This window comes from Terrabacter ginsenosidimutans (genome assembly GCF_039539425.1).
GTDB lineage: Bacteria > Actinomycetota > Actinomycetes > Actinomycetales > Dermatophilaceae > Terrabacter > Terrabacter ginsenosidimutans.
The window spans coordinates 509725-536645 of record NZ_BAABDC010000002.1 but is presented as its reverse complement, the minus strand read 5'-3'; the positions used below and the strand labels follow the sequence as shown (position 1 = coordinate 536645).

Here is a 26921-nt window from a genome sequence, read left to right as displayed (position 1 = left end):
CTAGAGGCCCAGGGCAAGGATGGCATCGAAGATCTGCCGCACGGCAGGGGCTGCCACCTTCGAGCCGGAGCCGCCCTGCCCGACGACGACCACGACGGCGTACTTCGGCTTCGTCGTCGGCCCGTAGCCGGCGAACCATGCGGTCGCCTGCTTGCCGAACACCTCACCGGTGCCCGTCTTGCCCGCGAGCGGGTAGCGGTCCTGCGGGAAGCCCTTGAACGCGGTGCCCGCCGACCCGCCGGGCCGCGTCACGTCACCGAGGGCGGAGCGGACGTATGCCGCGACGTCCGGTCGCAGGGGCACCGTCGCGACGCGCTTCGGCGCGATCGCGGTCGTCCCGGCCGGCGACCGGTAGGCCGCGGCCACCTGCGGCTGCCAGAGCGTGCCGCCGTTGGCGATCGCGGCGTAGACCCCGGCCATCTGCAGGATCGTCACGGCCGTGTCCCCTTGGCCGATCGAGAAGTTGACCGCGTCACCGGCGCGGTACTGGTAGCCGGCCGTGCAGTTCTCGGACGCGAGCCGCTTGAGGTAGTCGGCTCGCTCACGGTCGGTGCGCGCCACCTCGGGGTAGCCCGAGGCGGCGCGCCGGCACGCCTCGCCCTTCGTCGCCAGCCAGTACTGCTCCTTCCACGCACGGTCGGGCACGCGACCGGCCGCCTCACCGGGCAGGTCGACCCCGGTGCGGCGACCCAGCCCGAACGCCTTGGCCATCGAGACGAAGGGGTCGGCCGCGGTGACCGGGGCGGCGAGGCCGCCCTGCTCGAGCCACGCGGCATAGGCGAGGCGGTAGAAGACGGTGTCGCACGAGACGACGAGGGCCCGGTGCAGGTCGATCGGGCCGTAGCCGCGCGACTCGAAGTTGTTGAAGAGGCGGCCGCCGACGGAGAGGTTGGGTGAGCAGTCGTAGGTCCCCTCGAGGTCGGCGCCGGCGTTGACGGCCGCGGGCACGGAGATCACCTTGAACGTCGACGCCGGCGGGAAGGTCTCGGCGGTGAGGCGCGACCGGAGCGGGGTGCCCGACCGCTCGTCGCCCAGGCGCGCGAGGTCGGCGCTGCTGATGCCCCCGGCGAAGACGGACGGGTCGTAGGAGGGGTAGCTCGCAGCGGCGACCACCGCGCCGTTCGTCACGTCGAGGACCACAGCGGCTCCCGTGTCGGCCTTCAGCTTCTGAGACCGGGCCGACGTCACCGCGTGCGCGAGCGCGGCCTCGGTGCGAGCCTGCAGCCGGGCGTCGAGGTGCGTCACGACGTCGCGGCCCGGAACGGGAGCCGTCGAGCCGACCGTGCCCGTGACGATGCCGCGCGGGTCGATGGCGACCACCGTGCTGCCGTTCGTGCCGCGCAGCACCGTGTCGTACTGCTGCTCGAGGCCGGAGCGACCGACGACGTCCTCCGGGCCGATGCGTCCACGGCCGGCGGTGACCTCGGCAGCGTCGGCCCGGGCGACCCAGCCCAGCAGGTGCGGTGCGAGGGCGCCGTCCGGTCGTGGGTAGGAGCGCTCGGGCTCGGCCGTGACTCCCACGCCGGGGAACTTCTCCGGCTGCTCGAGCAGGGTCAGGGCCCGACGCGCGTCGACGCCGGTCGCCACGGGGATGGGCACGTAGGGCGAGCCGTTGAAGCACGCCGGTGACGCTGGTGCCCCAACGGTGCCGCACAGCATCGTCTTGGCCCAGAGCCGCTCGAACGGCAGGCCGAGCGCCGCGGCGACGCGGGTCACGAGCCCACGACCGCCGTCGGCGGCATCGACGAGCACGGAGCGCTGCACCGTGACGGCGGTGCGGTAGGCGGTGTCGACGAAGGGAGCGCCGCGGCGGTCGAGGATGCGACCACGCAGCGCCTGCTCGGTGATCGTCCGGGTGTTGACCGTGACCGCTGCCCGGGCGAGCTCGGGCCCTTGGACGAGCTGGAGCTGCCCGAGCCGGCCCAGCAGCAGCCCGAAGAGCGTGACGAGCAGGACGAGCACCACGCCGGCGACACCGACCCTCCTGCGCCGGGGTGGCGCGCTCATCCGAGCCTCCGGCGCACCAGCGCCCGGTCGAGCGCGAGGAAGGCGGGTAGCAGCAGCCCGCCGACGACGACCGTCGTGAGCAGCCGCCAGAGTCCGTCGACGACCTCGACCCTGCCGTCGGCGAGCACGGCGGAGCCCATGTGACCTGCGAGCACGACGGCCGTGGCCGCGAGCAGGGCGACCGGAGCGCGCAGCCGCGACCGCGACGACGTGCGGCGGAAGAACCCGGCGACGAGCCCGGCGACCATCAGGACGAGCGCGGTCAGTCCGAGAGGGCTCCCGACGGGTGGCACGAGCTCGACGACCCAGCCCGCGAGCAGACCCACGAGGGCGCCGTGGACGGGACCGCGGAGCACGGCGGTCGCAACGACCCCGACGAGCACGAGGTCCGGCACCCAGCGCGGCGGGAGGCCGAGACGGGGCAGGAGCGTGGCCACGAGCAGGGCCGCGACGAGGACGTATGCCGTCCGCAGCAGTCCGAGCAGGGTGGGCCTCATCGGGCCTTGCCCCTCACCGGCGCGGCCTTCGGCGCCGTGGTCGGTGCGGTGGGCCGCGTGGCCGGCCTGGGAGCGGTGCGCGCGGTCGGCACGAGCACCCCGACGACGTCGATCGCATCGGGGTCGATCGCGGGACGGACCGTGGCACCCCGGGCCGGCTGTCCTCGGTCGGGGTCGACGGCGGTCACGGTGCCGACGACGACGCCTGCGGCATACGGCATCTCGTCGACGCTGCCTAGCGTGCGGACGACGTCCCCGACGACCGGAGTGGACGGGACCACGAGCGCGAGGCGCAGGGAGCCGCGGGGCCGGGACTCGGAGTCGCCCGCGACCGGCGGCGAGACGGTGCCCAGCGCCCCGGCCGGCCCGACGCGGACGGCGACGACCGAGCCCGCGCTCCCGAGGACCTGGACGTCGCTCGTCCACGGCGACACGGCCACGACCCGGCCGACGAGACCGTCGGCCGCCACGACCGTCGAGTCGGTCCGGACGCCGTCGCGCGAGCCGGCGTCGATCGTCACGCTGCGCCCACCGAGCGGGCTGACGTCGGTGGCGACGACCCGTGCGGGAACGAGTGTGCGCCCTGTCGTCGCGGTCGACCCGAGCAGCTCCTCGAGCCGGCCGAGCTCGTCGAGACGGTGCTGCTGCTCCGCCGTGGTGGTGCGCAGCCTCACGTTCTCGGCCTCGACCGCAGCGAGCTCGTCGCGCGGCGCGCCGGACAGGACTCGCTGGACCGGGCCGAGCACGAGCCCACCGCCGCGGCGAACGCCGTCGGCGACCGACCAGCCGGCGAGGTCCGACAGCAGGAGGGCGACGGTGAGCGAGGCGAGGACGACGAGGAGACGGCGGCGGGCGGTCGGCTGCATACGACTAGATGCGGTGGTCCCCGACGAGGACGCGCTCGAGGCTGTCGAAGTCGTCGACGCACCGGCCGGCGCCCCGGGCCACGGCCCGGAGCGGGTCGTCGGCGACCTGGACGGGCACGCCGAGCTCGTGGCGCATCCGCTCGTCGAGTCCGCGGAGCAGTGCCCCACCGCCGGTCAACGTGATGCCGCGGTCGATGATGTCACCGGCCAGCTCGGGTGGGCACACGTCGAGCGTGGCGCGGACCAGCTCGATGATCTGCAGCACCGGACCCTCGATCGCGCGGCGCACCTCGACCGACCCGACCTGCACGGTCTTGGGCAGTCCGGTCACGAGGTCGCGCCCACGGATGCGGGTGGTCAGCTCCTCGCGGAGCGGGAACACCGAGCCGACCGCGACCTTGATGTCCTCGGCGCTGCGCTCACCCAGCAGGAGGGAGTACTCGCTCTTGACGTGGCTGACGAGCGCCTCGTCGATCTCGTCGCCCGCGACGCGCAGCGAGCTCGACGTGACGATGCCTCCGAGGCTGATGACCGCGACGTCGGTCGTGCCGCCGCCGATGTCCACGACCATGCTCGCGGCGGTCTCGTAGACGGGCAGGCCCGCGCCGATGGCAGCCGCCATCGGCTCCTCGATCATGTAGACGCGGCGGGCCCCGCACCGGGTGGCGGCGTCCTCGAGAGCGCGGCGCTCCACGCCGGTCACCTCGCTCGGGACACAGAGCACCATGCGCGGGCGGACGAGCCGGGAGGTGCGCACCTGGTCGATGAACCAGCGCAGCATCCGCTCGGTCTCGTCGGCGTCGGAGACCACCCCGTCGCGCAGGGGGCGCACGGCCCGGATGGTGCCGGGCGCCCGGCCCAGCATCTCCTTGGCCCGGCTTCCGGCGGCGACGAGCCTCCCGGTGCCGACCTCCACCGCGACGACCGACGGCTCCTCGATGACGACGCCCAGCCCCCGGGCATGGATGAGGGTGTTGGCGGTGCCGAGGTCGATCGCGAGGTCACGCCCGAGGGGGCGCAGCCACGGTCGGGAGGTCATGCCCAGATTGTGCCCCGGTCAGCCCTCGAGATCGGGGAACCAGATGCCGATCTCGCGTGTGGCGGACTCGTGGGAGTCGGATCCGTGCACGATGTTCTGCTGCACCTTGGTCCCCCAGTCGCGCCCGAGGTCGCCGCGGATGGTGCCCGGGGCTGCGTCGGTCGGGTTGGTGGCGCCGGCGAGGCTGCGGAAGCCCTTGACGGAGTCCTGGCCCTCGATGACGACCGCCGCGACGGGGCCCGAGCTCATGAAGTCGACGAGGGGCGCGTAGAACGGCTTGCCCTCGTGCTCGGCGTAGTGGGCGGCGAGCTGCTCGCGGGTCGGCGTCAGCACGGAGAGGGCGACCAGGCGGTAGCCCTTCCCCTCGATGCGACGCAGCACCTCACCGGTGAGGCCGCGCTGGAAACCGTCGGGCTTGACGAGGACGAGGGAGCGTTCGATGGTCACCCGTCCACCCTATCGGCCACGTCGCCGTCGCCCGCGGCCGCTTCGCGCCGCGCCATCTCGGCGTCGACCTGGGCGCCCTTGACCAGGCAGGTGACCCACAGGGCGAGGAAGAAGAGACCGACGACGAGCATCATCGGCACGACGAGCGCGCTGAGCAGCGTCAGGCCCTGGACGACCCAGCCCAGCGTCACTCCCCAGGGACGGCGCGTGAGTCCTGCGGCCACGATGCAGAGCGCCCCGAGACCGAGCCCGACGACGAGGTAGGCCGTGCTGGACCCCCCGCCCGAGTCGGTGGCCGCGATCGCCCGCGCCACGAGGGCCCCGAGGAGGATGCAGATGGACTGGCCGCCGAGCACCGTCGCCAGCATGCGGAACGTGAACTTGCCGGTCTGTCCGTGGAAGATGATCGAACGCATGGGGTGGGTGTCGCCTCGGCTGTCGTGCGGCTGGTGGTGTGAGGTGGTCGGTGTTCAGTAGTTCTGCGTGGTGTCCCAGGTGCGGATGATGGCCTGCGCCTCGGCCCCGCTGGCGCCCGTGGCCTCGGAGTAGAGGCTCATCGCGTCCTCGCGGCGCCCCGCGACGATCAGCTCACTGATGCGGGCTCGCCCCTCGTCGGTGAGCCGGCCCTCGCTGAACGAGGCTGCCGCGTCCCGCACCCCGGGGCCCTGGCCTGGCACGAACCAGCCGTCGACGGCGCGCTTGGCGTCGGACAGCGGCGCTCCGGTCGCCTCGCGGTAGATCTTGATGGCGTTGATCTTGTGCCCGGCACTGATCTCGCGGCTCACCCGCGCGCGCACGGTGTCGGTGAGGCCGACGAGCTCGCGGTCGGGGTCCTTGCGTCCCATGACGCGGCCCCAGATGACGACGGCCGCGATGACGATGACGACGATGAGGACGAGCTTCACCAAGGGGTGCATGGGGGCCAGCCTAGGTCGGTTCCGGTCGGGGAGGTCGGGGTCGAGGTGCCGTCGCGGTCAGACGTCGGTGAGGCCGAGGAGCATGCGGACCTCCCCGGCCGTGATGACCGACCCGGTGGCGATGACACCACCACCCATGCCCTCGGCCTCGGCGAGCGTCACGGCCTGCTCGAGGGCGTCGGGCAGGTCTCGGACGACGGTCACACGTGACTCGCCGAAGAGCTCGACGGCCAGCTTGCCGAGGTCGGCAGGTCGCATGGCCCGGGGCGACGAGCTGCGCGTGACGACGATGTGGTCGAGCGCCGGCTCGAGCACCTCGAGCATGCCGGCCGCGTCCTTGTCGGCGACGATCCCGACGAGCCCGACGAGGCGCGTGAACGCGAAGGCCTCCTCGATCGCAGCCACGAGCGAGCGTGCCCCGTGCGGGTTGTGGGCGGCATCCACGAGGACGGTCGGCGACCGCCGCACGATCTCGAGGCGTCCGGGCGAGGTCATCGACGCGACCGCTGCCGTCAGGACCTCGGGCTCGATGCGCTGATCGCCCCCGCCGACGAAGGACTCGACGGCGGCGACGGCCGTGGCGAGGTTGCTCGCCTGGTGCGCACCGTGCAGCGGGAGGAAGAGGTCGGCGTACTCCCCCGCGAGACCCCGGATCGAGACCTGCTGGCCGCCGATGGCGACCTCGCGTGCCAGGACACCGAAGTCATTGCCCTCGAAGACGATCCGCGCTCCGCCGACCTCTTCGACGCGGTCGATCAGCACACGGGCGACGTCCTCGTCCTGGACGCCGGAGACGGTGACGGAGTCGGCCTTGATGATGCCGCTCTTCTCCTCCGCGATGGACACGACGTCGTCGCCGAGCAGGTGGGTGTGGTCGAGGTCGACCGGCGTCACGACGGCGACCTGCGCGTCGATGACGTTCGTCGCGTCCCACGAGCCGCCGAGCCCGACCTCGATGATCGCGACGTCGACGGGTGCATCGGCGAAGGCGGCGTAGGCGAGCGCGACGAGCACCTCGAAGAAGTTCATCCGGCGTCCGCCGGACTCGAGGGACCGGGCGTCGACGAGCTCGATGAGCGGCGCCACCTCGTCATAGGCGGCGATGAACTTCTCGCGCGGGATCGGCTTGCCCGACAGCGTGATCCGCTCACGGACGTCGTGCAGGTGCGGCGACGTGAAACGTCCCGTGGACAGGCCGCTCTCACGCAGGATCGAGTCGATCATCCGGCTCGTCGACGTCTTGCCGTTGGTGCCGGTCAGGTGGATCGAGGGGTAGGTGCGCTGCGGGTCACCCGCGAGCTCCATGACCGCACGGATGCGGTCGAGGGACGGGCCGATGTCGTTCTCGGGCGCGCGGGCGAGGATCTCCTCCTCGATCTCGCGCATCCGCTTCATCTCCTCGAGGTTGCGGGCAGCCTCCAGGGCCGCTGCATCGGGTCGGCCGCTCATGCGGGGTCACCTGCTTCCAGCTCTCGCATCATCCACACGCTCTTCGGGAGTCCGGATCCCGGTGTCTCACGGTGCGTCTCCACGAAGCCGTGCTTGTCGTAGAAGCGCGCTGCCTGCTGGTTGCCCTCGAGGTAGGACAGCGTGATGCGCGAGTGCTCGCTCTCGAGCGCCCGGTCGACCACGGCACCCATCAGGCGCGAGCCGATGCCGCGGCCGTGGTGGCCCGGCAGGACGTAGAGCTTCCACAGCACGAAGGCGTCGTCCTGGGGGCCGAAGGTCGCCACGCCGACGACGTCGTCACCCTCGACGGCCACGATGGTGCGGCCCTTGCGGATCGAGTCGGTGACGACGTCGCTGGTCCACCACTTGGCCAGACCCATGGCGACGTACTCCGGACCCGCGATGGGCTCGTAGGTCGCGAGCCACGTGCGGTGGCCGACGGAGAGCACGCCGGTGAGGTCGTCGCCCACGGCGCCGCGGATGACGACCCCGTCGGTCGACACGGGCGAGGCGCCGTCCTCGGGGTCGGTCGCGGTGTGGTCCGCGTCGGTCTCGGGGGTGGTGCTCACGTCGGCGTCCTCCAGCTCGTGCTCTCGGTTCTCGGCGATCATCGCTTGACCACCAGGATCGTCGCCGGGTGGTTGTCGCCGACGACCACGTCCGTCGGGGTCCCCGGCAGGCCGTCAGGCAGTGCGTGGTCGGGACCCGCCGCGGCGAACTGGGTCGCGAGCGTCTCCCCGACGATGAGGTCGCGATGGGTGACGGTGGCCTCGAACACCTCGGCCCCGCCCTGGACCGTGAGGCTGATGCGGTCGCTGACGTGCAGGCCGGTGTCGCGGCGCGCCTGCTGGACGGCCCGGACGAGGTCACGGGCGAGGCCCTCGGAGGCCAGCTGCGCGGTCACCGTCGTGTCGAGCACGACGAAGCCGCCGGAGGGCAGCATGGCAGTGGCACCGGACTCGCCGTCACCGGCGACGACGGTCTCGAGGGCGTACTCCCCCTCGACGAGGGCGAGGCCACCCGCCGTGACGGTGCCGTCGGCGTCGACGCTCCAGTCGCCCGACTTGCTCCCCTTGATGGCGCGTTGGACGTCCTTGCCGAGACGGGGTCCGGCTGCGCGGGCGTTGACGGTGAGGCGCTGGCTGACGCCGAAGTCCGACTCGCTCGCCGAGGCGAGCTCGACGAAGGTCAGCGCCTTGACGTTGAGCTCGTCCTGGATGATCGCGCGGAACGGCTCCAGGCTGGCCGGCTCGGGGGCCACGACCGTGAGCTGCGCCAGGGGCAGGCGCGCCCGCAGACCGCGCGCCTTGCGCAGGCTGGAGCCCGTCGAGCAGATCTCCCGGGCGCGGTCCATGGCGACGACGAGCGTGTGGTCGGCCGGCAGGTCGTCGACCGTCGGGTAGTCCGCGAGGTGCACGGAGCGTTCGCCCGTCAGGCCGCGCCAGATCTCCTCCGTGACGAGCGGCAGCAGCGGGGCGGTGGCGCGCGTGACGGTCTCGAGCGCCGTCCAGAGCGTGTCGAAGGCCGCGAGCGACTCGTCGGTCTCGCCACCCCAGAAGCGGTCGCGCGAGCGGCGGATGTACCAGTTCGTCAGCACGTCGAGGAAGCCGCGCATGGTGTCGCACGCGGCGGCGATCTCGTAGGCGTCGAGCTGCTCGGTCATGTCGCCGACGAACTCGCGCAGCTTGGCGAGCAGGTAGCGGTCGAGCACGTCGGTGGACGCCGTCGACCGCTTGGCCTCGTAGCCCTCCCCACCGCGGGCGGTGTTGGCGTAGAGCGAGAAGAACGACCACGCGTTCCACAGCGGGATCATCACCTGGCGCACGCCGTCGCGGATGCCCTGCTCGGTGACGACGAGGTTGCCGCCACGCAGGATCGGGCTGCTCATGAGGAACCAGCGCATGGCGTCCGCGCCGTCGCGGTCGAAGACCTCGCGCACGTCGGGGTAGTTGCGCAGCGACTTGCTCATCTTCTGGCCGTCGGACCCCAGGACGATGCCGTGGCTGACGCAGGTCTTGAAGGCGGGCCGGTCGAAGAGCGCCGTGGCGAGGATGTGCATCGTGTAGAACCAGCCACGCGTCTGGCCGATGTACTCGACGATGAAGTCGCCCGGGAAGTGGTGCTCGAACCAGTCGGCGTTGTCGAACGGGTAGTGCACCTGCGCGAAGCTCATCGAGCCAGAGTCGAACCAGACGTCCAGGACGTCCTCGACGCGGCGCATCGTGGACCTCCCCGACGGGTCGTCCGGGTTCGGGCGGGTCAGGCTGTCGATGAACGGCCGGTGCAGGTCGGTGACCGTGACACCGAAGTCGCGCTCCAGCTCCTCGAACGAGCCGTAGACGTCAAGACGTGGGAACTCCGGGTTGTCGGACTTCCACACCGGGATCGGGCTGCCCCAGAAACGGTTGCGTGAGATGGACCAGTCGCGGGCGTTGGCCAGCCACTTGCCGAACTGGCCGTCCTTGATGTGCGAGGGCGTCCACTCGATCTCCTGGTTGAGCTCGAGCATCCGCTCCTTGATCTTGGTGACCTCGACGAACCAGGACGAGACCGCCATGTAGATGAGCGGCTCGCGGCAGCGCCAGCAGTGCGGGTAGCTGTGGTCGTAGGTCTCGCGGCGCAGCAGCACGGTGCCGGCCGTGACGGACCCGGTCTCGCCCTCGCCGCGGGTGGCTGCCTTGAGGTGGTCGATGATGTGGGCGTTCGCGTCGAAGACGTGCATGCCCTCGTAGTCGGTGACGGGCCAGAGGAAGCGGCCGTCGGCCCCGACGGGGATGACGGGCTCGATGCCCGCCGCGTCGGTGACGATCTTGTCCTCCTCACCGAAGGCGCCGGCCGTGTGGACGAGCCCCGTGCCGTCCTCGGTGGTGACGAAGTCGGCCGGGAAGACGTAGTGCGCGCGCTCGTGCCCCTGGTAGTAGGAGAAGGGCGGCGTGAACGCGCGGCCGAGCAGGTCGGAGCCCTTGAGCCGCTGGACGATCCGCTCGTCGAGAGTGGCCCGGTCGACCTCGGGGCCGAAGAGGTCCTTGGCGTATGCCGCGAGGCGGGCCTCGCCGATGACGTATCGCTCCGTCGTGCCCGTGACATCGGACTCGACGACGACGTAGTCGATGTCGGGACCCACCATGATGCCGAGGTTGGCCGGGAGGGTCCACGGCGTCGTCGTCCACACGAGGGCGAGCTCACCGGTCTCGAGGCGCAGGCCGATGGTGACGGCAGGGTCCTGGCGCATCTTGTAGACGTCGTCGTCCATCCGCAGCTCGTGGTTGGACAGCGGAGTCTGGTCGTTCCAGCAGTAGGGCAGCACGCGGAAGCCCTCGTAGACGAGGCCCTTGTCGTGGAGCTGCTTGAACGCCCAGATGACCGACTCCATGTAGTCGGGCTCGAGCGTCTTGTAGTCGTGGTCGAAGTCAACCCACCGGGCTTGGCGCGTCACGTAGTCGCGCCATTCGCCGGTGTACTTCAGCACCGAGCTGCGGCACGCGTCGTTGAACGTGTCGATGCCGAGCTCGACGATGTCCTGCTTCGTCTTGAGGCCGAGCTGGCGCTGCGCCTCGAGCTCGGCCGGGAGGCCGTGCGTGTCCCAGCCGAAGCGGCGCTCCACCCGCTTGCCGCGCATCGTCTGGTAGCGCGGGACGATGTCCTTGACGTAGCCGGTGAGCAGGTGACCGTAGTGGGGCAGGCCGTTGGCGAAGGGTGGCCCGTCGTAGAAGACGAACTCGTTGTCCCCGTCGGTCCCGGCGTCGCGACCCTCGACGGACGCGATGAACGTGCCGTCCTCGTCCCAGTACTTCAGCACCCGCTCCTCGATCTCGGGGAAGCGCGGGTTGGACGGGACGCCCGTGGGCGCGTCGGCATCGTCGGTCGTGGTGACCCGGGGGTAGGTCATGCTCGTGGTCTCCTGCGTTCGCGTCTGTTGGTCACTCGTGCTCGTCACTGATGCACGTCACTCATGCCACGAGGACGACGTCTCCTGCTGGAGGTTGCCGCGGTACCACCCCGCTTGCCGCACACCTCCCACCCGCTCGGGCAGACGGCATACGGCCGCTCTTGTCGAAGGCTGTGACGGGCCCACCCGTCCGGTTCTAGTGAAGGCTTGCGCCCTGTTCTTCCGGAGGCTCGCCGCTGATGACGGCTCGAACGCCTGTGCGCGCCAGTCTAGCCTGCCAGGAGGTTCGGACCGCCTGAGCAGGCCGCGCTCGCGTTTGGCAGGATGACGTCATGACGGAAGTGGACACGACAGGCGCATGGCTGAGCCGCGAGGACCTCGAAAACGCCCGGGACCGGCTGCCGATCCTCTACGTCCACGCGATCCCGGTCCGTGTCGACGACCGTGGTGTCGTCACCCACGTCGGACTGCTGCTACGCGCCGACAGTGACGGCGGCATCGGTCAGGAGGTCGTCGGCGGCCGCGTCCTCTACCACGAGCGCATCCGTGACGCCCTGGTTCGGCACGTCGAGTCCGACCTCGGGCCCATGGCCCTCCCCCGCATCCCGGTCTCCCCGCAGCCGTTCACGGTCGCCGAGTTCTTCCCGACCCCCGGCGTCACCCCCTTCCACGACTCCCGCCAGCACGCCGTGTCGCTGGCCTTCGTCGTCGCCGTCACGGGCGACTGCCGACCCCAGCAGGACGCCCTCGACCTCTCCTGGGTGACGCCCGAGGAGGCCGCGTCCCTCGCCTTCCGGGGCGAGATGCCGGGCTCGCACGGCGTCCTGGTCCGCCAGGCGCTGGCCCACGTCGGCTTTCCCGTCTGAAATCCTCCAGGCAGCGAAATAGCCTGAAAGGCAAGACAGTTCGTGACTTGGTCATGGACTTGCCGCCCATATGGGACGGCATCTGGGAAATGACTGTGTGACGGCGGTCACGGGCCTATTTTCGACAGTTGAGCGTTGGTCGACCCTGTGCGGCGACATCGTGACATCGGCCTCCAGTGGTTTTGACGCCAGTCCCGCGAGCCGCGTCACATCGCCGGCCACGCTCCCCATCCGGTGCGGGGGCCGGTCAACACCTGCACAGACGGAGACGCTCATGCATCTTTCATGGAACGTGTCTCGGGGGAAGCCCTCACAGGGGCGATCAACACGAACGTCGGGCCGCGGCCGCACTCGTTGGCTGTCCGCCCTCGCGGCGGTGACACTGCCGCTCGCAGTACTCGCGGCGCCGAGTGCCTTCGCGGGCTCGACCCCGCCCTTCACCATCGGCCCGAACGGCTCGGCGGCCGTGCCGGGTGCCGACGGCGCCAACAACCTCCCCGACCTCTTCGGGGCGGTCAAGGAGCTCGGTCCGCTCAACTCGAGCACGACCAAGATCGGCGTCATCCACAACGACGCCGTCCCGACCCTCGGTCTGACCAACCCCAATGCCCAGGTCGACCTGCGCCAGGCGTGGACCAACTCCGCCAAGGACAGCGACGGAGACGACTGGCTCTACTTCGCGTGGGAGCGCGACTCCAACAGCGGCAGCGGGTTCATCGCCTACGAGTTCATGCAGGACCCGCCACCGGCCGCCTGCGCGTACACCACGAGCACCGAGCAGCAGCTCATCGACACGTGCAACCCGTGGGCCAACCGCAAGGCCGGCGACTTCATGATCCTGTGGGACCAGCAGGGTGGGAGCAGGGATCTCTACCTGCGCACGTGGAGCGGCACCGCGCCCAACCTCGTGCTGAGCCCGCCCGGCTCTCCGCTCAATTCGAACGTGAGCGCCGCGGCGTACAGCCAGGACGGCTTCCGCGGTGAGGCGGCACTCAACCTCACCGACGCCGTCTTCGGCGGCGTCCAGTCCTGCCGGTCGTTCGCCAACGTCATCCCCAGCACCGTGACCGGCAACTCCGACACCGCGGACTACAAGGACACCATCCTGCAGCCCACCGTGCCGGTCGGCGGCTGCACGTCGACGACGACGACGACGCCCAAGATCGTCAGCGGCGGGACCACGTCGGACTACGGCACCGCCGCTAGGTCGATCACGACCGACGGCGTGCTGCAGGTGAAGGACTCGGCGCTCATCTCCGTGGCCGGCGGCTCGGGCACGCCCGGTGGCACGGTGCAGTTCAGCCTGTGCAAGGCGAGCAACACCGCCAACGCGACGTGTGACTCCACCGCCACGACCATCGGCTCCCCGGTCACGGTGACCGGTTCCGCCTTCCCGGTGACCGTGGTGTCCCCGAGTGCGTGGGTCACCTCGGCAGGACGGTTCTGTTGGAAGGCCGTGTACAGCGGCGTCTCGGCGTCGGGCATCGCGGGGTCGAGCGACGTCAGCACCGGTGAGTGCTTCACCATCGACCCGGTGACCCCGATGCTGTCGACGACGGCGGGCTCGGACGTCACCCTCGGCAGCGCGGTCACCGACACGGCCACGCTGACCGGGACGGCCCCGAAGCCGACCGCGAACGTCATCGAGACGTCCGCACCGGGCGCCCGGACCCCGGCCGGCGGCACCATCGCCTTCACGCTGTGGGGCCCGAGCACCGGTAGCTGTGGCGCCCAGGTCACGGCCGCCAACCAGTCGGTCACGGTCAGCGGCGACAGCTCCGCCACGAACGTCTACAGCGCGAGCTACACGCCGACGACGGCTGGCGACTACCACTGGAAGGCCGTGTACAGCGGTGACTCACCGAACACCAACACCCAGTCGCACAATGCCACGTGCGGCGACACCAACGAGGACGTCACGGTCGGACCGGCCTCCACCGGCACGGTCACGACGCCGCGCGTCGGCTCCACGCCGATCACGGCTCCCGTGGGGGTCGGCACCAGCGTCACCGACCACGCGGTCGTGACGGGTACGGCAGCGGGCGGCAGCCCGACCGGGACGGTCGCGTTCTTCGTCTGCAACCCGACCCAGGTGGCTGCGAACGGCGGCACGTGCAGCACTGGCGGCACGGCAGCCGGATCGGTCAGTCCGCTGACCCCGGGTGCCGGCAACACGGCCACCGCCGACTCGAACGCCGTCGTGGCGAACGCGGTCGGCACGTGGTGCTTCCGCGCCGTCTACACCTCGAACACGGCCAACTACACGGGCTCGAGCGACGCGACCACCGGCGAGTGCTTCCAGGTGAAGGACACGACCGGCACCACATCGGCGCAGAACTGGCTGCCGAACGACTCGGCGACCGTCACGTCCACCGGTGGGACGAACCTCAACGGCACGCTGTCGTTCACGCTGTACTCCGGCGACAACTGTGGCGCGACGAGCGGGTCCGTCCTGCGCGACGCCGAGACGTTCACGCTCACGGACGCCGCCTCACCGGCGACCCGGGTGACGACGAACTCGACCACCAAGGTGTCGACGACCAGCACGGTGTCGTGGCTCGTGAGCTTCACGAGCAGCGACCCGCTCGTGGGCAGCAGCACGCACTGTGAGAAGACGAGCCTGACGATCACCAACTGACCGGCACGCTCCGGCCCCGTCCGGGCCACGGCTGGACCCGACCGACATCGCCGTCGGCCGGGTCCACGCCGTGCTGGGTCAGGCCACGCGACGTCGTGTCGAAGGGTCAGTGCTGGTGCTCGAGCAGGTCCTGGCGGCCGGAGCCGAGGACCGTGAGCGGCAGCAGCGTCTTGCCCGTGGGCCCGATCTCGATCTCGGTGCCCATCTGGGGGCACACGCCGCAGTCGAAGCACGGCGTCCAGCGGCAGTCGTCGACCTCGGTTTCGTCGAGCGAGTCCTGCCAGTCCTCCCAGAGCCAGTCCTTGTCGAGGCCTGAGTCGAGGTGGTCCCAGGGCAGCACCTCGGACTCGCCGCGCTCGCGCGTGGTGTACCAGGCGAGGTCGACGGGCACGTCGGCGAAGGCCTCGTCGGCGCAGCGCATCCAGCGCTCGTAGGAGAAGTGCTCGCTCCAGCCGTCGAAACGGCCGCCGTCGCGCCAGACGGCCTCGATGACCTTGCCGACGCGGCGGTCACCGCGGGAGAGCAGGCCCTCGACGATGCCGGGCTGGCCGTCGTGGTAGCGGAACCCGATGGACGAGCCGTAGCGCTTGTCGGCGCGGATCGCCTCGCGGAGCTTGAGCAGCCGGGCGTCCGTCTCCTCGACACCGAGCTGGGAGGCCCACTGGAACGGCGTGTGCGGCTTGGGCACGAAGCCACCGATGGAGACCGTGCAGCGGATGTCCCGGCGGCCCGAGACCTGGCGGCCCGTCTCGATGACCTTCTTGGCGAGCTCGGCGATCTGGAGCACGTCCTCGTCGGTCTCGGTCGGCAGGCCGCACATGAAGTAGAGCTTCACCTGGCGCCAGCCGGCGCCGTACGCCGCCGCGACGGTCTTGATGAGGTCCTCCTCGGAGACCATCTTGTTGATGACCTTGCGGATGCGCTCGGAGCCGCCCTCGGGCGCGAAGGTCAGCCCCGAGCGTCGGCCGTTGCGGGTCAGCTCGTTCGCCAGGTCGATGTTGAACGCGTCGACGCGGGTCGACGGCAGCGACAGGCCCGTCTGCGTGCCCTCGTAGCGGTCGGCCAGACCCTTCGCGAGGTCAGCGATCTCGGAGTGGTCGGCCGAGCTCAGCGAGAGCAGCCCCACCTCCTCGAAACCCGTTGCGGCCAGGCCGCGCTCGACCATCTCGCCGATGCCCGTGATCGAGCGCTCGCGCACCGGACGGGTGATCATGCCCGCCTGGCAGAAGCGGCAGCCGCGCGTGCAGCCGCGGAAGATCTCGACCGACATGCGCTCGTGCACCGACTCCGCGAGCGGCACGAGCGGCTGCTTCGGGTAGGGCCACGCGTCGAGGTCCATGACGGTGTGCTTGGACACGCGCCACGGGACGCCGGTCGCGTCGGCGCTCGGCGCGACCCGCTGGATGCGACCGTCGGGGAGGTAGGAGACGTCGTAGAACGCCGGCACGTAGACACCGCCGGTGCGGGCCAGGCGCAGCAGCACCTCGCGCCGGCCGCCGGGACGGCCCTGTGCCTTCCACTCCCCCACGATGTCGGTGACCGTCAGCACGGCCTGCTCACCGTCGCCGACGATGGCCGCGTCGATGAACGAGGCGATCGGCTCGGGGTTGAAGGCCGCGTGGCCACCGGCGATGACGATCGGGTCGTCGACGTCACGGTCGGCCGAGTGCAGCGGGATCCCGGCGAGGTCGAGCGCCGTGAGCATGTTGGTGTAGCCGAGCTCGGTCGAGAAGCTCAGGCCGAAGAGGTCGAAGTCGCGCACCGAGCGGTGCCCGTCGACGGTGAACTGCGGGAGGTCCGCCTCGCGCAGCAGTGCCTCCATGTCGGGCCACACGGCATACGTCCGCTCGGCGAGGGCGTCGGGGCGCTCGTTGAGGACCTCGTAGAGGATCATGACGCCCTGGTTGGGGACGCCGACCTCGTATGCGTCGGGGTACATCAGCGCCCACCGCGTGGTCAGTTCCTCGCCGCCGGGGCCGTGGCCGCCGACGTTCCAGTCCTTGACCGTGGAGTTGAGCTCGCCGCCGACGTACTGGATGGGCTTGTTGACCCGTTCCAGCAGGGGCTCGAGGGCGTTGAACAGTGACTCTCCGGGCATTGGACCATCGTACGTGCGCTCCGCCGGACGCCGAAAACGCCGGCGAAGGGGGCGCCGACGCGCAAGCACCGGACACCTGCGCACGGCCGCCCTAGTCTGGGCGGTGGAGGAAGGGTGGCGACGGTGGCGACGGCGATCCACATCGAGGTCCTGCCCGCACGGCTGGGCGACTGTCTGCTCGTCGAGTGCCCGCGACCCGCGGGCCCGACCTGGCGCATGCTGGTGGACGGAGGACCGCCTGACACGTGGCCGCTCCTCGAGGCGCGTCTGCGCCGCCTCGACCCCGCGGACAGCCACCTCGACGTGGCCGTCATCACCCACATCGACAACGACCACATCGGGGGCATGCTCGAGCTCCTCTCGAGCGACCTCGTCGCCGACGTCGGGGACTTCTGGTTCAACGGGCGCACCCACCTCCCGGCGAGCGGACCGGGCCGGCCACGGAGCGTCGAGCAGGGCGAGAGCCTCGTCGCGGCACTGACGGGCACGTCCGACGACCCGCTGGCCGGCGGGCCGGCGGCGCACTCACGTGAACGCACGCTGCCGAGGAACACCGCCTTCGGTGGCGGGCCGGTCGACACCGGCGAGACGGGTGGCTTCGTCGAGGTCGCGGTCCCGGGCGGACCCACGATCACCGTGCTCTCGCCCACGACCCGACGCCTCGAGAAGCTCGCCGACACGTGGGCATCGAGCCTGCGCGAGGCGCTGCGCCCCCGCGAGAGCGACCGCGCGGTGGAGGTCGACGTTCTCGGGCCGCTCGACGACCTCCGGCACCTGGCGGACGCCCGGACCCCCAAGGACTCGTCGGTGCCCAACGGGAGCAGCATCGCGCTGCTCGTCGAGCACCTCGGTGCGAGTGTCGTGCTCGGCGCGGACGCCTACGGCAGCGTCCTCGCCGCGGGACTGCGCGGCGTGGCGCGGGCGCGGGGCACCGAGAGCCTCGCCGTGGACGCCCTCAAGCTGCCCCACCACGCCAGCCAGGCCAACGTCGTCGCGGCACTGCTCGAGGCTGCACCGGCCAGCCACTACCTCGTCTCGACCAACGGCGACGTCTTCCACCATCCCGACGACGCCGCCATCGCCCGGGTCGTGCTCGATGCGCCCCCGGAGCCGACCTTGTGGTTCAACTACCGCACGCCGCGCACCGAACGGTGGGCCGACCCCGGACTGACCCGGAGCCACGGGCACCGGGTCGCCTTCCCCGAAACGGGCAGCGTCGACGCCGGGATCGTCCTCGACCTCCCGGCGCGGCCCTGAGCGGCGGGTTCGGCGCGCGTCACGCCCGGACCGACGAGCGAAGCGAGCCCGAGCACTCAGTACATCGCGTCGAGCTCGGCGCGGTGCTTCTCGGTCACCGCCTTGCGGCGCAGCTTCATGCTCGGCGTGAGGTCGCCGCCCTCGACCGTCAGGTCCTGGTCGAGGATCGTGAACTTCTTGATCGTCTCCCAGCGGTTGAGCCCGTCGTTGAGCTGGTCGACGTAGCGCTGGACGAGGGCGTGCGCCTCGGGCGAGGACACGACCTCGGCATAGCTCTTGCCGCCGAGGCCCACCGTCGGGGCCCAGCCGGCCACCGCGTCCGGGTCGAGCGTCACGAGAGCGGTCGCGTAGTTGTGACCGGCGCCGTGCACGAGGAACTGGCTGACGAACGGGCACAGTCCCTTGAAGCGGGCCTCGATCTCGGCCGGTGCGATGTACTTGCCGCCCGAGGTCTTGAAGACGTCCTTCTTCCGGTCGGTGACGTAGAGGAAGCCACGCTCGTCGATGCGACCGATGTCGCCGGTGTGGAACCAGCCGTCCTCGGTCAGCACCTCGGCGGTCGCCTCGGGGTTGTTGTGGTAGCCGCGCATGACGCCCGGTCCCTTGACGAGGATCTCCCCGTCCTCCTCGGCGATGCGGACCTCGGTGCCGGGGAGCGGCCAGCCGACGGAGCCGTACTGGTACGCGCCGTGCTCGGGGGCGTTGACGGTGGTGCCCGACGACGTCTCGGTGAGGCCGTAGCCCTCCTGGACGAGGAGACCGACCGAGCCGAACCACCGCGCGACCTCGGCGTTGAGGGGCGCAGAGCCGCTGATCATGAAGCGCACCCGGCCACCGAACCGCTCCTGCACCTTGCTCAGGACGAGCTTCGTCGCCAGGGCATGGCGTCGCTGCAGTCCGGACGAGGGCTGCTCGCCGCGGGCCTGCACGTCCCGCAGCTCACCGCCGACCGACAGGGCCCAGTCGATGAGCCGCTTCTTGACGCCCTTCTCGGCTGCGAACATCAGCGCGATCCGTCCGTGCGCCTTCTCGAAGATGCGCGGCGGACCTGCCATGAAGGTCGGCTTGATGACGGCCATGTTCTCGACGATCTTGTCGACGCGGCCGTCGACGGCGGTCGGGAAGCCGATCTGCAGCCCCGTCGCGACGAGCATCTTGCCGAAGACGTGTGACAGCGGCAGCCACAGGAACTGGAGGTCGTCCCTGGTGAACGTGCCGATCGCGTCGATGACGGCGCCCTCGTAGACGACGCTGTCCTGCACGAGGCGCACGCCCTTCGGACGGCCGGTGGTGCCGGAGGTGTAGATGACGACAGCGAGCGACTCGGGACCGAGCTGGTCGACGCGCGAGTCGACGAGGTCGGGGGTCGCGGCCAGCCACTCGCGGCCGCGCTCGGCGAGCTGGTCGGTCGTGATGACCCAGCCGTCCTCGCTGCCGGGACCCGTGAGGGCGATGACCTGCCGCACGCCCGGCACCTCGGAGCGCACGTGCTGGAGCTTGGCGACCTGCTCCTCGTTCTCGGCGAAGACGATGCCGCTGCCGGAGTCGGCGAGGATGTACGCGACGTCCTCGGCGATCGTCGTCGGGTAGACGGTCGTCGTCGCGCCACCGGAGCAGATGACGGCGAGGTCCGCCAGGATCCACTCGACCCGGGTCGTCGAGGCGATCGCGACCCGGTCCTCCAGCTGCACCCCGAGGCTGATGAGCCCTGCCGCCCACTGCTCGACGACCTCGTGCGTCTGCCGCCAGGTCAGGGTGGTGAGCTCGCCCGACCCCTGCGCGAAGTAGAGGTAGGCCGGCGCGTCGGGAGTGTCGCGGACGCGGTTGCGGAAGAGCGCGCCCACGCTGGGAGCGCGGCCGTCGAGGACGTTCTGGTCGACGTCCCGGTCGGCGAGGGCCTGGAGGGGCATGTGGACTCCTTTGTCACTGCGGGCCTGCCCGTCATCGGCGTCTGCGGGCGCCCGCCCTGCCGGGATGATGTCAACAATCGACTCCACAGTCACGCGTTGTCGACGTTCCTCATCGAAACGTGACCGCCGGGTAACCCGGTGGTTCCGGCGTCGCTGCGTCAGCGCAGTGCGCGCGGGCTCCGCTCCCGGCGGGACGTCGCCGCGACGTTCCCGACGAGGCCGACGGCCACCCACGAGGCGATGAGGGACGACCCTCCGCTCGACACGAACGGCAGCGGCAGGCCGGTGACCGGCATGAGACCGAGGTTCATCCCGATGTTCTCGAACGCCTGCACGCCCAGCCACACGGCCACGCCGATCGCGACGAGGCGCCCGAACGCGTCGGCCCGGCGCGCCACGAGGATACAGCGGACGACGATGAAGCCGATGAGCACCACGAGGCCGGCGGCGCCGAGGAAGCCGAGCTCCTCCCCCGCGACCGAGAAGACGAAGTCGGTCTCCTGGAACGGGATGAAACCGCCCTGGGTCTGCCGCCCCTCGAAGAGCCCCTGGCCGCCGAGACCTCCGGAACCGATGGCGACGCGCACCTGACGGGTCTGGTAGCCGATGCCCAGCGGGTCGAGCGACGGGTCGAGGAAGGCCCGCAGCCGGTTGCGCTGGTAGCCCGACAGCACCGGCGTGAGGAACGCCGCCGCCACGGCGCCGGCCCCCGCGACGAGCACCGCAGCGGTCCAGAGCCACGGCGCGCCGGCCGCGGCGATGACGACGACGGACATCGCCACGAGCACGAGCGCCGAGCCGAGGTCGGGCTGGGCGAGGACGAGGAGGACGGGTATGCCGGCCACCACCCACGCGAGCGCGACGTCCCGGTGCCGCTGACGCAGCCGCCGTTCGGCACGCTCCGCGAGCAGCATGGCGAGACCGACGGCCAGGGCGACCTTCATGAACTCCGACGGCTGCAGGCTCAACCCGCCCGGCAGCCCAATCCAGGAGCGCGAACCGTTGACGGTCGAGCCGAGCGGTGAGACCACGGCGGCGAGCCCGAGGACGGCGAGCACGTAGACCACCGGAGCCACGGCACGAACCGTGCGCACGTCGCGCCGGGTCACCGCAGCGGCGCAGGCCACGCCGACGCCGAGCGCGACGAGCTGCTTGAGCGCCGCGGTGCCGCCTGCCGACGCCCGGGTCGCGGACCAGACGAGCACGACACCGACGACGGAGAGCCCGAACGCTCCGATGAGCAGGCCGAGGTCGATCTGCCGCCACGTCGACCTGACGCTCCGCGCCCTGCCGCCGGCGACTGCGGCCGGCCCGCCACGAGCGGAGCGCGGCGGCGTCCGGGCTAGGACGGGACGATCGCCGAGAGGATCTCGCGACACCGCGTCACGTCCTGCGCCATCTGCTCGACGAGGGTGTCGATCGAGTCGAACTTCAGGGTGGGTCGCAGGTGCGAGACGAACTCGACCGCGACCCGCTCGCCGTAGAGGTCGAGGTCGGTGCGGTCGAGGACGTAGGCCTCGACCCGGCGCTGGTGGCCGTCGAACGTCGGGTTGGTGCCGACCGACACGGCGGCCGGGAGCGTGCGGTCCGGGGCGCTCTCGTCGAGATCCAGACGGACGAGCCACCCGGCATACACCCCGTCCGCGGGGACGAGACCCTCGTGGTCCTGCGAGAGGTTCGCCGTCGGGTAGCCGAGCTCGCGGCCGCGGTGGTCACCGTGCACCACGGCGCCCGTGACCCGGTGGGGGCGTCCGAGGATCTGGCCCGCGTGACCGACGTTGCCGGCGAGCAGCTCCGCGCGCAGCTGGGTCGAGCTCCAGCGGGCACCCTCGGTGGCGCCCTCGCCGATGTCGTCGAGCGCTACCACCCCGAAGCCGTGCGCTGCCCCGAGCTCGCGCAGGGTGTCGACGTCACCGGAGTTGCGCACGCCGAAACGGGTGTCCTTGCCGACGACGACCGCGCACGCGCCCAGGGCGTCGACGAAGGTGCTGCGGACGAACTCCTCCGGTGTCTGCTGGGCGAACTCGCGCGTGAACTCGATGACGAGGACGGCTGCGAGGCCCACCGACTCGAGGGCGTCGAGACGCTGCTCCAACGACATCACCGCGGCCGGTGCACGATCGGGGTAGAGCACGGCGATCGGGTGCGGCTCGAAGGTCACGGCCACCGGGAGGGCACCGCGGTCGGCGGCCTCGCGCACGACGCGCGTCAGCACCTCACGGTGCCCGCGGTGCACCCCGTCGAAGTTCCCGAGGGTGACGACGGTGGGCCCGAGGTCGGCCGGGATGTCGTCGAGTCCGTACCAGCGCTGCACGGCGCCCACTGTAGTGGCCACGCCGGAGCGGGGGTCTGCGGGCTCGCGCACGGGCATCAGGCGCCGGCTCCGGAGGGCGCGAAGACCACCTTGGCGCGCGCCGTGGTCCGGGTCTCGTCGAGCACGGCGACGAGGCGGCCGTCGGGGTCGATCGCCGCGACCGCGTCGGCGCCTCGCACCGCGCTCGGGATGCGCTGGCCGTAGCCGAGCGCCGTGGCCTCCTCGGCCGAGACGTCGTGCACGGGCAGCTGCGCGCGGGCCGCCTCGGCGATCGGGAGCAGGGGTATGCCGTCCGGCCCGTCCGCCTCGGACGTGGCCGTCAGGTCGTCGAGCGAGAGCGCGGCGTCGAGCCCGAAACGGCCCACGCGCGTGCGCCGGAGCGCCGTCAGGTGCCCCCCGACGCCCAGTGCCGCGCCCAGGTCGCGCGCGAGCGCGCGGACGTAGGTTCCCGAGGACACGTCGACCTCGACGTCGACGTCGACGACCCCGATGGCGGGACCGACCTCGGGCGTCGCGGTCGCCGGACGCACCGAGAGCACGTCGAACCGGCTCACCGTGACCGGGCGCGCCGGGAGCTCGACCGTGTCGCCCTGGCGCACGCGGGTGTAGCTGCGCACACCCTTGACCTTGATGGCGCTCACGGCGCTCGGCACCTGCTGGATCTCGCCGGTCAGGGCAGCGACCGCCGCCGGCAGCGCAGCCTCGAGGGCTGGGACGTCGTCCACGCCGAGCGCCTGGGTGGTCTCACCCTCGGCGTCGTCGGTGAGGGTCGCCATCCCGAGACGGATCGTCGCGGCATACGACTTGTCGCAGCCGACGAGGAAGGTCAGCAGCTTCGTGCCGCGCTCGACGCCGAGCACCAGCACGCCGGTGGCCATGGGGTCGAGCGTGCCGGCGTGCCCGACACGGCGGGTGCCACAGAGCCGGCGGGCGCGCGCGACGACGTCATGGCTCGTCCATCCGGCCGGCTTGTCGACGACGAGCAGGCCTCCCGAGCGGTCGGTCATCGGGCGTCGACGTCCGCGTCCACCTCGGCGTCCACGGTGTCGTCGTCACTGTCGCCGGTGTCGTCGGTGTCGTCGTCCTCGGAGCGGTCTACCGGCTTGCGGTACGGGTCGGCGTCGCCGGCGGGCTTGGCGTTCGCCGCAGCACGGGCGAGCTCCTCGTCGCGGGCGCGGGTCTGGGCCACGAGGTCCTCGAGGTGGGCGGCACCCTCTGGGAGGGCATCGGCGATGAACTCGATCGAGGGCGTGAGGCGGATGCCGATGCCCTTGCCGACGGCCGAGCGGATGCGGCCCTTGTTGGCCTCGAGCACGTCGGCCGTGGCCTGGCGGTCCTCGTTGCTGCCGAAGACGGTGTAGAAGACGGACGCCTGCTGCAGGTCGCCCGTGACGCGGGCGTCGGTGATGGTGACGAACCCGAGGCGTTCGTCCTTGAGCCTGAACTCGAGGTACTCGGCGACGATGACCTTGATCCGGTCGGCGATCTTGCGGGCGCGGGCGGGGTCAGCCATGGCTACCTCTGCTTTCGTGAGACGTGCGGTCGGACCGGTCGAGCCGGGACGACGTGGTGTTAACCCTAGTAGCGGGCCGGGGGCGCGCTGCATTCCCCGCCCGGTTCGTCCGCGGGCCGGGTGGGACCCCGCGGACGGCGACGGCGCCGACCCCCGTGGGAGCCGGCGCCGCCGATCGTGCCTCGCTCAGGCGCGCGGCTTCTCGCGCATCTCGAACGTCTCGATGACGTCGTCGATCTCGATGTTGTTGAAGCTGCCGAGGTTGATACCGCACTCGAAGCCCTCGCGGACCTCGGTGACGTCGTCCTTGAAGCGACGCAGACCGGTGATCTCGATGCCCTCGCCGATGACGGTGCCGTCGCGGATGATCCGCGCACGGGTCCCGCGCTTGATCTCGCCGGAGCGCACGAGCGAACCCGCGACGTTGCCGAACTTGCTCGACTTGAAGACCTCGCGGACCTCGGCCGTGCCCAGCTGGACCTCTTCGTACTCCGGCTTGAGCATGCCCTTGAGCGCTGCCTCGACGTCGTCGATCGCCTGGTAGATGACCGAGTAGAAGCGCATGTCGACGCCCTCCCGGTCGGCCAGCTCGGCCACACGCTCCGCAGGGCGGACGTTGAAGCCGATGATGATCGCGTTGTCGACCGTCGCGAGGTTGACGTCGTTCTGCGTGATCGCACCGACACCGCGGTGGATGATCCGCAGGTCGACCTCGTCGCCCACGTCGATCTTGAGGAGCGCGTCCTCGAGAGCCTCGACCGAACCGGACACGTCACCCTTGAGGATGAGGTTGAGGGTGTCGACCTTGCCCGCGGCGAGAGCCTCGTTGAGGTCCTCGAGCGAGATGCGCTTGCGACGCTTGGCCAGGCTCGCGGCACGGGTTGCCGCCTCACGACGCTCGGCGATCTGGCGGGCCGTGCGGTCGTCCGGCGCCACGAGGAACGTGTCACCGGCGCCGGGGACCGACGTCAGGCCGAGGACCATGACCGGACGCGACGGACCGGCCTGCTCGACGTTGTTGCCGTGCTCGTCGAGCATGGCACGCACACGGCCGTGGCCGCTGCCGGCGACGATCGAGTCGCCGACGCTCAGCGTTCCCGACTGGACGAGGACGGTCGCGACCGGGCCGCGACCCTTGTCGAGGTGCGCCTCGATGGCGACACCACGAGCGTCCTTGTCCGGGTTGGCGCGCAGGTCGAGCGCCGCATCGGCGGTGAGCAGGACGGCCTCGAGGAGCCCGTCGATGTTCGTGCCGTTCTTGGCCGAGACGTCGACGAACATCGTGTCGCCGCCGTACTCCTCCGCGATGAGGTTGTACTCGGTCAGCTGCTGGCGGATCTTCGCCGGGTTGGCGTCCGGCTTGTCGACCTTGTTGACGGCCACGACGATCGGCACGTTGGCCGCCTGGGCGTGGTTGAGCGCCTCGATGGTCTGCGGCATGACGCCGTCGTCGGCAGCGACGACGAGGATCGCGATGTCCGTCACCTTCGCGCCACGGGCACGCATGGCCGTGAAGGCCTCGTGACCCGGGGTGTCGATGAAGGTGATGGAGCGCTTCTCGCCCTCGTGCGTCGTGGCGACCTGGTAGGCACCGATGTGCTGGGTGATGCCACCGGCCTCGCCCTCGGCGACCTCCTCGGAGCGGATCGCGTCGAGGAGCTTGGTCTTGCCGTGGTCGACGTGACCCATGACGGTCACGACCGGCGGACGCGCCTCGAGGTCCTCGTCCTCCTCGGCCTCGAGCTCTGCGTCGAGGTCGATGTTGAACGAGCCGAGCAGCTCGCGCTCCTCGTCCTCGGGCGACACGACCTCGATCTCGTAGCCGAGCTCGGCGCCGAGCACCTTGAAGGTCTCCTCGTCGAGGGACTGCGTGGCAGTCGCCATCTCGCCGAGGTGGAAGAGCACCGTGACGAGCGACGCCGGGTTGGCGTTGATCTTGTCGGCGAAGTCGGTCAGCGAGGACCCGCGACGGACGCGGATGGTCGTCCTGCCGTCGCCCCGGGGGACGCTGACGCCACCCAGGCTCGGGGCCTGCATCTGCTCGAACTCCTGGCGCTTCGCGCGCTTGGACTTGCGGCCTCGCACCGGACGACCGCCACCGCGACCGAAGGCACCTGCCGTCGAGCCACGACCGCCGCCGCCACCGCGGGGACCGCCGAAGCCGCCACGACCGGGACCGCCGGGGGCGCCACCGGGGCCACCGACGAGGCCGCCTCGGCCGGCGCCGCCACCCGGGCCACCACGGCCCGGGCCACCGGCCGGGCGCTGGCCCGGACGGCCGACGGTGCTGCGCTCCGGCATCATGCCGGGGCTCGGACGCGCACCACCGGGACGCGGGGCGCCGCCGGGAGCACCGGGACGACCACCACCGGCCGCACCGGGACGCGGAGCGCCGCCGGGAGCACCGGGGCGCTGACCGCCGGGGCCACCCTGGCCACCGGGGCGCTGCTGCGGACGCGGCATGCCCTGGCTGGGGGCGAACGGGTTGTTGCCCGGACGCGGCTCTGCGTCGCCACCGGGACGAGGCGCACGGGTCTGGCCCATGCCCTGGCTCGGGGCGAACGGGTTGTTGCCCGGACGCGGCTGCCCCGGACGGGGAGCCGGACGCGGGGAGGCCGGGACGCCGGAGGTCTGCTGACCACCGTCACGGCTGGACTGCACCCGGGCCGGAGCCGAGGCGGCCGGCGCTGCAGGAGCAGCCGGGGCCGGGGCCGCCGGAGCGGGGGCCTTGGGTGCCGGTGCCGAGGGTGCGGGAGCAGCCTTGGCGGGCGCCGGAGCGGCCGCACGGGCCGCAGGTGCCGCAGGTGCCGCGGGAGCGGCCGGCGCGGGGGCCGACGGCGCTGCAGCGGCGGGAGCAGCCGGCGCGGGGGCCGACGGCGCTGGGGCCGCCGGAGCAGCCTTCTGGGGCGCGGTGGGAGTCGCGCTCGTGGGGGCGGCCTTGGGGGCCGCCGGCTTGTTGTCGCCGCCGGAGGAGCCTTCCCGAGGGAAGGTCTCGATGATCTTGCGGACGACGGGGGGCTCGATGGTCGACGATGCCGACCGGACGAACTCTCCCTGGCTCTTCAAGTGTGCGAGCAGTGTCTTGCTCTCGACTCCGAGCTCTTTTGCGAGCTCGTAGACCCGGACCTTAGCCACATCTCTCCTGTTCCTGGTCCGGCCTGAACAGGAAGTGGCCGAACCGTGGGTTATTGCTGGGGCTTGCTCATCGCTGAGT

At 71.4% G+C, this 26921-nt stretch carries 20 protein-coding genes; 3 read left to right on the top strand and 17 right to left on the bottom strand.

Annotated elements, in window-relative coordinates; genetic code table 11:
* Genes mrdA through ileS form a run of 10 tightly spaced genes read right to left on the bottom strand, consistent with a single transcriptional unit; the run spans position 1 to position 11111 of the window.
* Positions 1-2007: a penicillin-binding protein 2 gene (mrdA, locus tag ABD831_RS08465; protein WP_344944358.1), complete on the bottom strand. Its 2007-nt coding sequence runs from the start codon at positions 2005-2007 to the stop codon at positions 1-3.
* Positions 2004-2504, bottom strand: a complete 501-nt coding sequence (locus tag ABD831_RS08460) for a rod shape-determining protein MreD (RefSeq protein ID WP_344944356.1) — start codon at positions 2502-2504, stop codon at positions 2004-2006. The genes mrdA and ABD831_RS08460 overlap by 4 nt, the downstream gene beginning before the upstream one ends.
* Positions 2501-3370: a rod shape-determining protein MreC gene (gene mreC / locus ABD831_RS08455; RefSeq protein ID WP_344944353.1), complete on the bottom strand. Its 870-nt coding sequence runs from the start codon at positions 3368-3370 to the stop codon at positions 2501-2503. The genes ABD831_RS08460 and mreC overlap by 4 nt, the downstream gene beginning before the upstream one ends.
* Before the next feature lie 4 nt (positions 3371-3374).
* On the bottom strand, positions 3375-4409 hold the full coding sequence (gene mreB, locus ABD831_RS08450) for a rod shape-determining protein (RefSeq protein ID WP_425582797.1): 1035 nt from the start codon (positions 4407-4409) through the stop codon (positions 3375-3377).
* 18 nt (positions 4410-4427) lie between these two features.
* Complete coding sequence (gene ndk / locus ABD831_RS08445; protein ID WP_142177439.1) at positions 4428-4856, bottom strand: nucleoside-diphosphate kinase; 429 nt, start codon at positions 4854-4856, stop codon at positions 4428-4430.
* Positions 4853-5272 carry a DUF4233 domain-containing protein gene (locus tag ABD831_RS08440; protein WP_344944349.1) on the bottom strand — a complete coding sequence of 140 codons (420 nt, stop codon included), beginning with the start codon at positions 5270-5272 and terminating at the stop codon, positions 4853-4855. Before ABD831_RS08440 ends, ndk begins: the two co-directional genes overlap by 4 nt.
* A 54-nt stretch (positions 5273-5326) precedes the next feature.
* Positions 5327-5773 carry a hypothetical protein gene (locus tag ABD831_RS08435; RefSeq protein WP_344944347.1) on the bottom strand — a complete coding sequence of 149 codons (447 nt, stop codon included), beginning with the start codon at positions 5771-5773 and terminating at the stop codon, positions 5327-5329.
* A gap of 57 nt (positions 5774-5830) precedes the next feature.
* Positions 5831-7222, bottom strand: a complete 1392-nt coding sequence (locus ABD831_RS08430; protein ID WP_344944344.1) for a bifunctional folylpolyglutamate synthase/dihydrofolate synthase — start codon at positions 7220-7222, stop codon at positions 5831-5833.
* Positions 7219-7791: a GNAT family N-acetyltransferase gene (locus tag ABD831_RS08425; protein WP_344944341.1), complete on the bottom strand. Its 573-nt coding sequence runs from the start codon at positions 7789-7791 to the stop codon at positions 7219-7221. Before ABD831_RS08425 ends, ABD831_RS08430 begins: the two co-directional genes overlap by 4 nt.
* A gap of 38 nt (positions 7792-7829) precedes the next feature.
* On the bottom strand, positions 7830-11111 hold the full coding sequence (gene ileS / locus ABD831_RS08420) for an isoleucine--tRNA ligase (protein ID WP_344944338.1): 3282 nt from the start codon (positions 11109-11111) through the stop codon (positions 7830-7832).
* A 332-nt stretch (positions 11112-11443) separates the two neighbouring features.
* Here ileS and ABD831_RS08415 point away from each other — a divergent pair, with 332 nt between their 5' ends.
* Together ABD831_RS08415 and ABD831_RS08410 are read left to right on the top strand one after the other, a co-directional pair.
* On the top strand, positions 11444-11977 hold the full coding sequence (locus tag ABD831_RS08415; RefSeq protein ID WP_344944335.1) for an NUDIX hydrolase family protein: 534 nt from the start codon (positions 11444-11446) through the stop codon (positions 11975-11977).
* 376 nt (positions 11978-12353) lie between these two features.
* Entirely contained in the window at positions 12354-14615 is a 2262-nt protein-coding gene (locus ABD831_RS08410; protein ID WP_344944333.1) for a hemagglutinin, read from the top strand.
* Positions 14616-14721: 106 nt separating this feature from the next.
* Here the strand turns inward: ABD831_RS08410 and ABD831_RS08405 are convergent, their stop codons facing one another.
* On the bottom strand, positions 14722-16713 hold the full coding sequence (locus ABD831_RS08405; protein ID WP_344944330.1) for a TIGR03960 family B12-binding radical SAM protein: 1992 nt from the start codon (positions 16711-16713) through the stop codon (positions 14722-14724).
* A gap of 123 nt (positions 16714-16836) precedes the next feature.
* Between ABD831_RS08405 and ABD831_RS08400 the strand changes: the two genes are divergently transcribed.
* Positions 16837-17970, top strand: coding sequence for an MBL fold metallo-hydrolase (locus tag ABD831_RS08400; RefSeq protein ID WP_344944328.1), 1134 nt, complete (start codon positions 16837-16839; stop codon positions 17968-17970).
* A gap of 56 nt (positions 17971-18026) precedes the next feature.
* Here the strand turns inward: ABD831_RS08400 and ABD831_RS08395 are convergent, their stop codons facing one another.
* The 6 genes from ABD831_RS08395 to infB form a co-directional block, all read right to left on the bottom strand.
* Positions 18027-19880 carry an AMP-dependent synthetase/ligase gene (locus ABD831_RS08395; RefSeq protein WP_344944324.1) on the bottom strand — a complete coding sequence of 618 codons (1854 nt, stop codon included), beginning with the start codon at positions 19878-19880 and terminating at the stop codon, positions 18027-18029.
* A gap of 158 nt (positions 19881-20038) precedes the next feature.
* Positions 20039-21259 (bottom strand): rod shape-determining protein RodA, encoded by a 1221-nt coding sequence (rodA, locus tag ABD831_RS08390; protein ID WP_344944322.1) that lies wholly within the window; start codon positions 21257-21259, stop codon positions 20039-20041.
* Complete coding sequence (locus ABD831_RS08385) at positions 21223-22194, bottom strand: bifunctional riboflavin kinase/FAD synthetase (protein WP_344944319.1); 972 nt, start codon at positions 22192-22194, stop codon at positions 21223-21225. The genes rodA and ABD831_RS08385 overlap by 37 nt, the downstream gene beginning before the upstream one ends.
* A gap of 56 nt (positions 22195-22250) precedes the next feature.
* Entirely contained in the window at positions 22251-23201 is a 951-nt protein-coding gene (gene truB / locus ABD831_RS08380) for a tRNA pseudouridine(55) synthase TruB (RefSeq protein ID WP_344944316.1), read from the bottom strand.
* Positions 23198-23707, bottom strand: a complete 510-nt coding sequence (rbfA, locus tag ABD831_RS08375; RefSeq protein ID WP_344944313.1) for a 30S ribosome-binding factor RbfA — start codon at positions 23705-23707, stop codon at positions 23198-23200. Before rbfA ends, truB begins: the two co-directional genes overlap by 4 nt.
* 186 nt (positions 23708-23893) lie before the next feature.
* Positions 23894-26842 carry a translation initiation factor IF-2 gene (gene infB, locus ABD831_RS08370; RefSeq protein WP_344944310.1) on the bottom strand — a complete coding sequence of 983 codons (2949 nt, stop codon included), beginning with the start codon at positions 26840-26842 and terminating at the stop codon, positions 23894-23896.
* Between the last annotated feature and the right edge of the window lie 79 nt (positions 26843-26921).

Coding starts and splice junctions, on each gene's coding strand:
- ABD831_RS08440 (WP_344944349.1), bottom strand. CDS start 5,272: ATGCGTTCGATCATCTTCCACGGACAGACCGGCAAGTTCACGTTCCGC.
- mreC (WP_344944353.1), bottom strand. CDS start 3,370: ATGCAGCCGACCGCCCGCCGCCGTCTCCTCGTCGTCCTCGCCTCGCTC.
- rbfA (WP_344944313.1), bottom strand. CDS start 23,707: ATGGCTGACCCCGCCCGCGCCCGCAAGATCGCCGACCGGATCAAGGTC.
- ABD831_RS08430 (WP_344944344.1), bottom strand. CDS start 7,222: ATGAGCGGCCGACCCGATGCAGCGGCCCTGGAGGCTGCCCGCAACCTC.
- ABD831_RS08435 (WP_344944347.1), bottom strand. CDS start 5,773: ATGCACCCCTTGGTGAAGCTCGTCCTCATCGTCGTCATCGTCATCGCG.
- ABD831_RS08415 (WP_344944335.1), top strand. CDS start 11,444: ATGACGGAAGTGGACACGACAGGCGCATGGCTGAGCCGCGAGGACCTC.
- mrdA (WP_344944358.1), bottom strand. CDS start 2,007: ATGAGCGCGCCACCCCGGCGCAGGAGGGTCGGTGTCGCCGGCGTGGTG.
- ileS (WP_344944338.1), bottom strand. CDS start 11,111: ATGACCTACCCCCGGGTCACCACGACCGACGATGCCGACGCGCCCACG.
- mreB (WP_425582797.1), bottom strand. CDS start 4,409: ATGACCTCCCGACCGTGGCTGCGCCCCCTCGGGCGTGACCTCGCGATC.
- ABD831_RS08395 (WP_344944324.1), bottom strand. CDS start 19,880: ATGCCCCTCCAGGCCCTCGCCGACCGGGACGTCGACCAGAACGTCCTC.
- ABD831_RS08405 (WP_344944330.1), bottom strand. CDS start 16,713: ATGCCCGGAGAGTCACTGTTCAACGCCCTCGAGCCCCTGCTGGAACGG.
- ABD831_RS08460 (WP_344944356.1), bottom strand. CDS start 2,504: ATGAGGCCCACCCTGCTCGGACTGCTGCGGACGGCATACGTCCTCGTC.
- truB (WP_344944316.1), bottom strand. CDS start 23,201: ATGACCGACCGCTCGGGAGGCCTGCTCGTCGTCGACAAGCCGGCCGGA.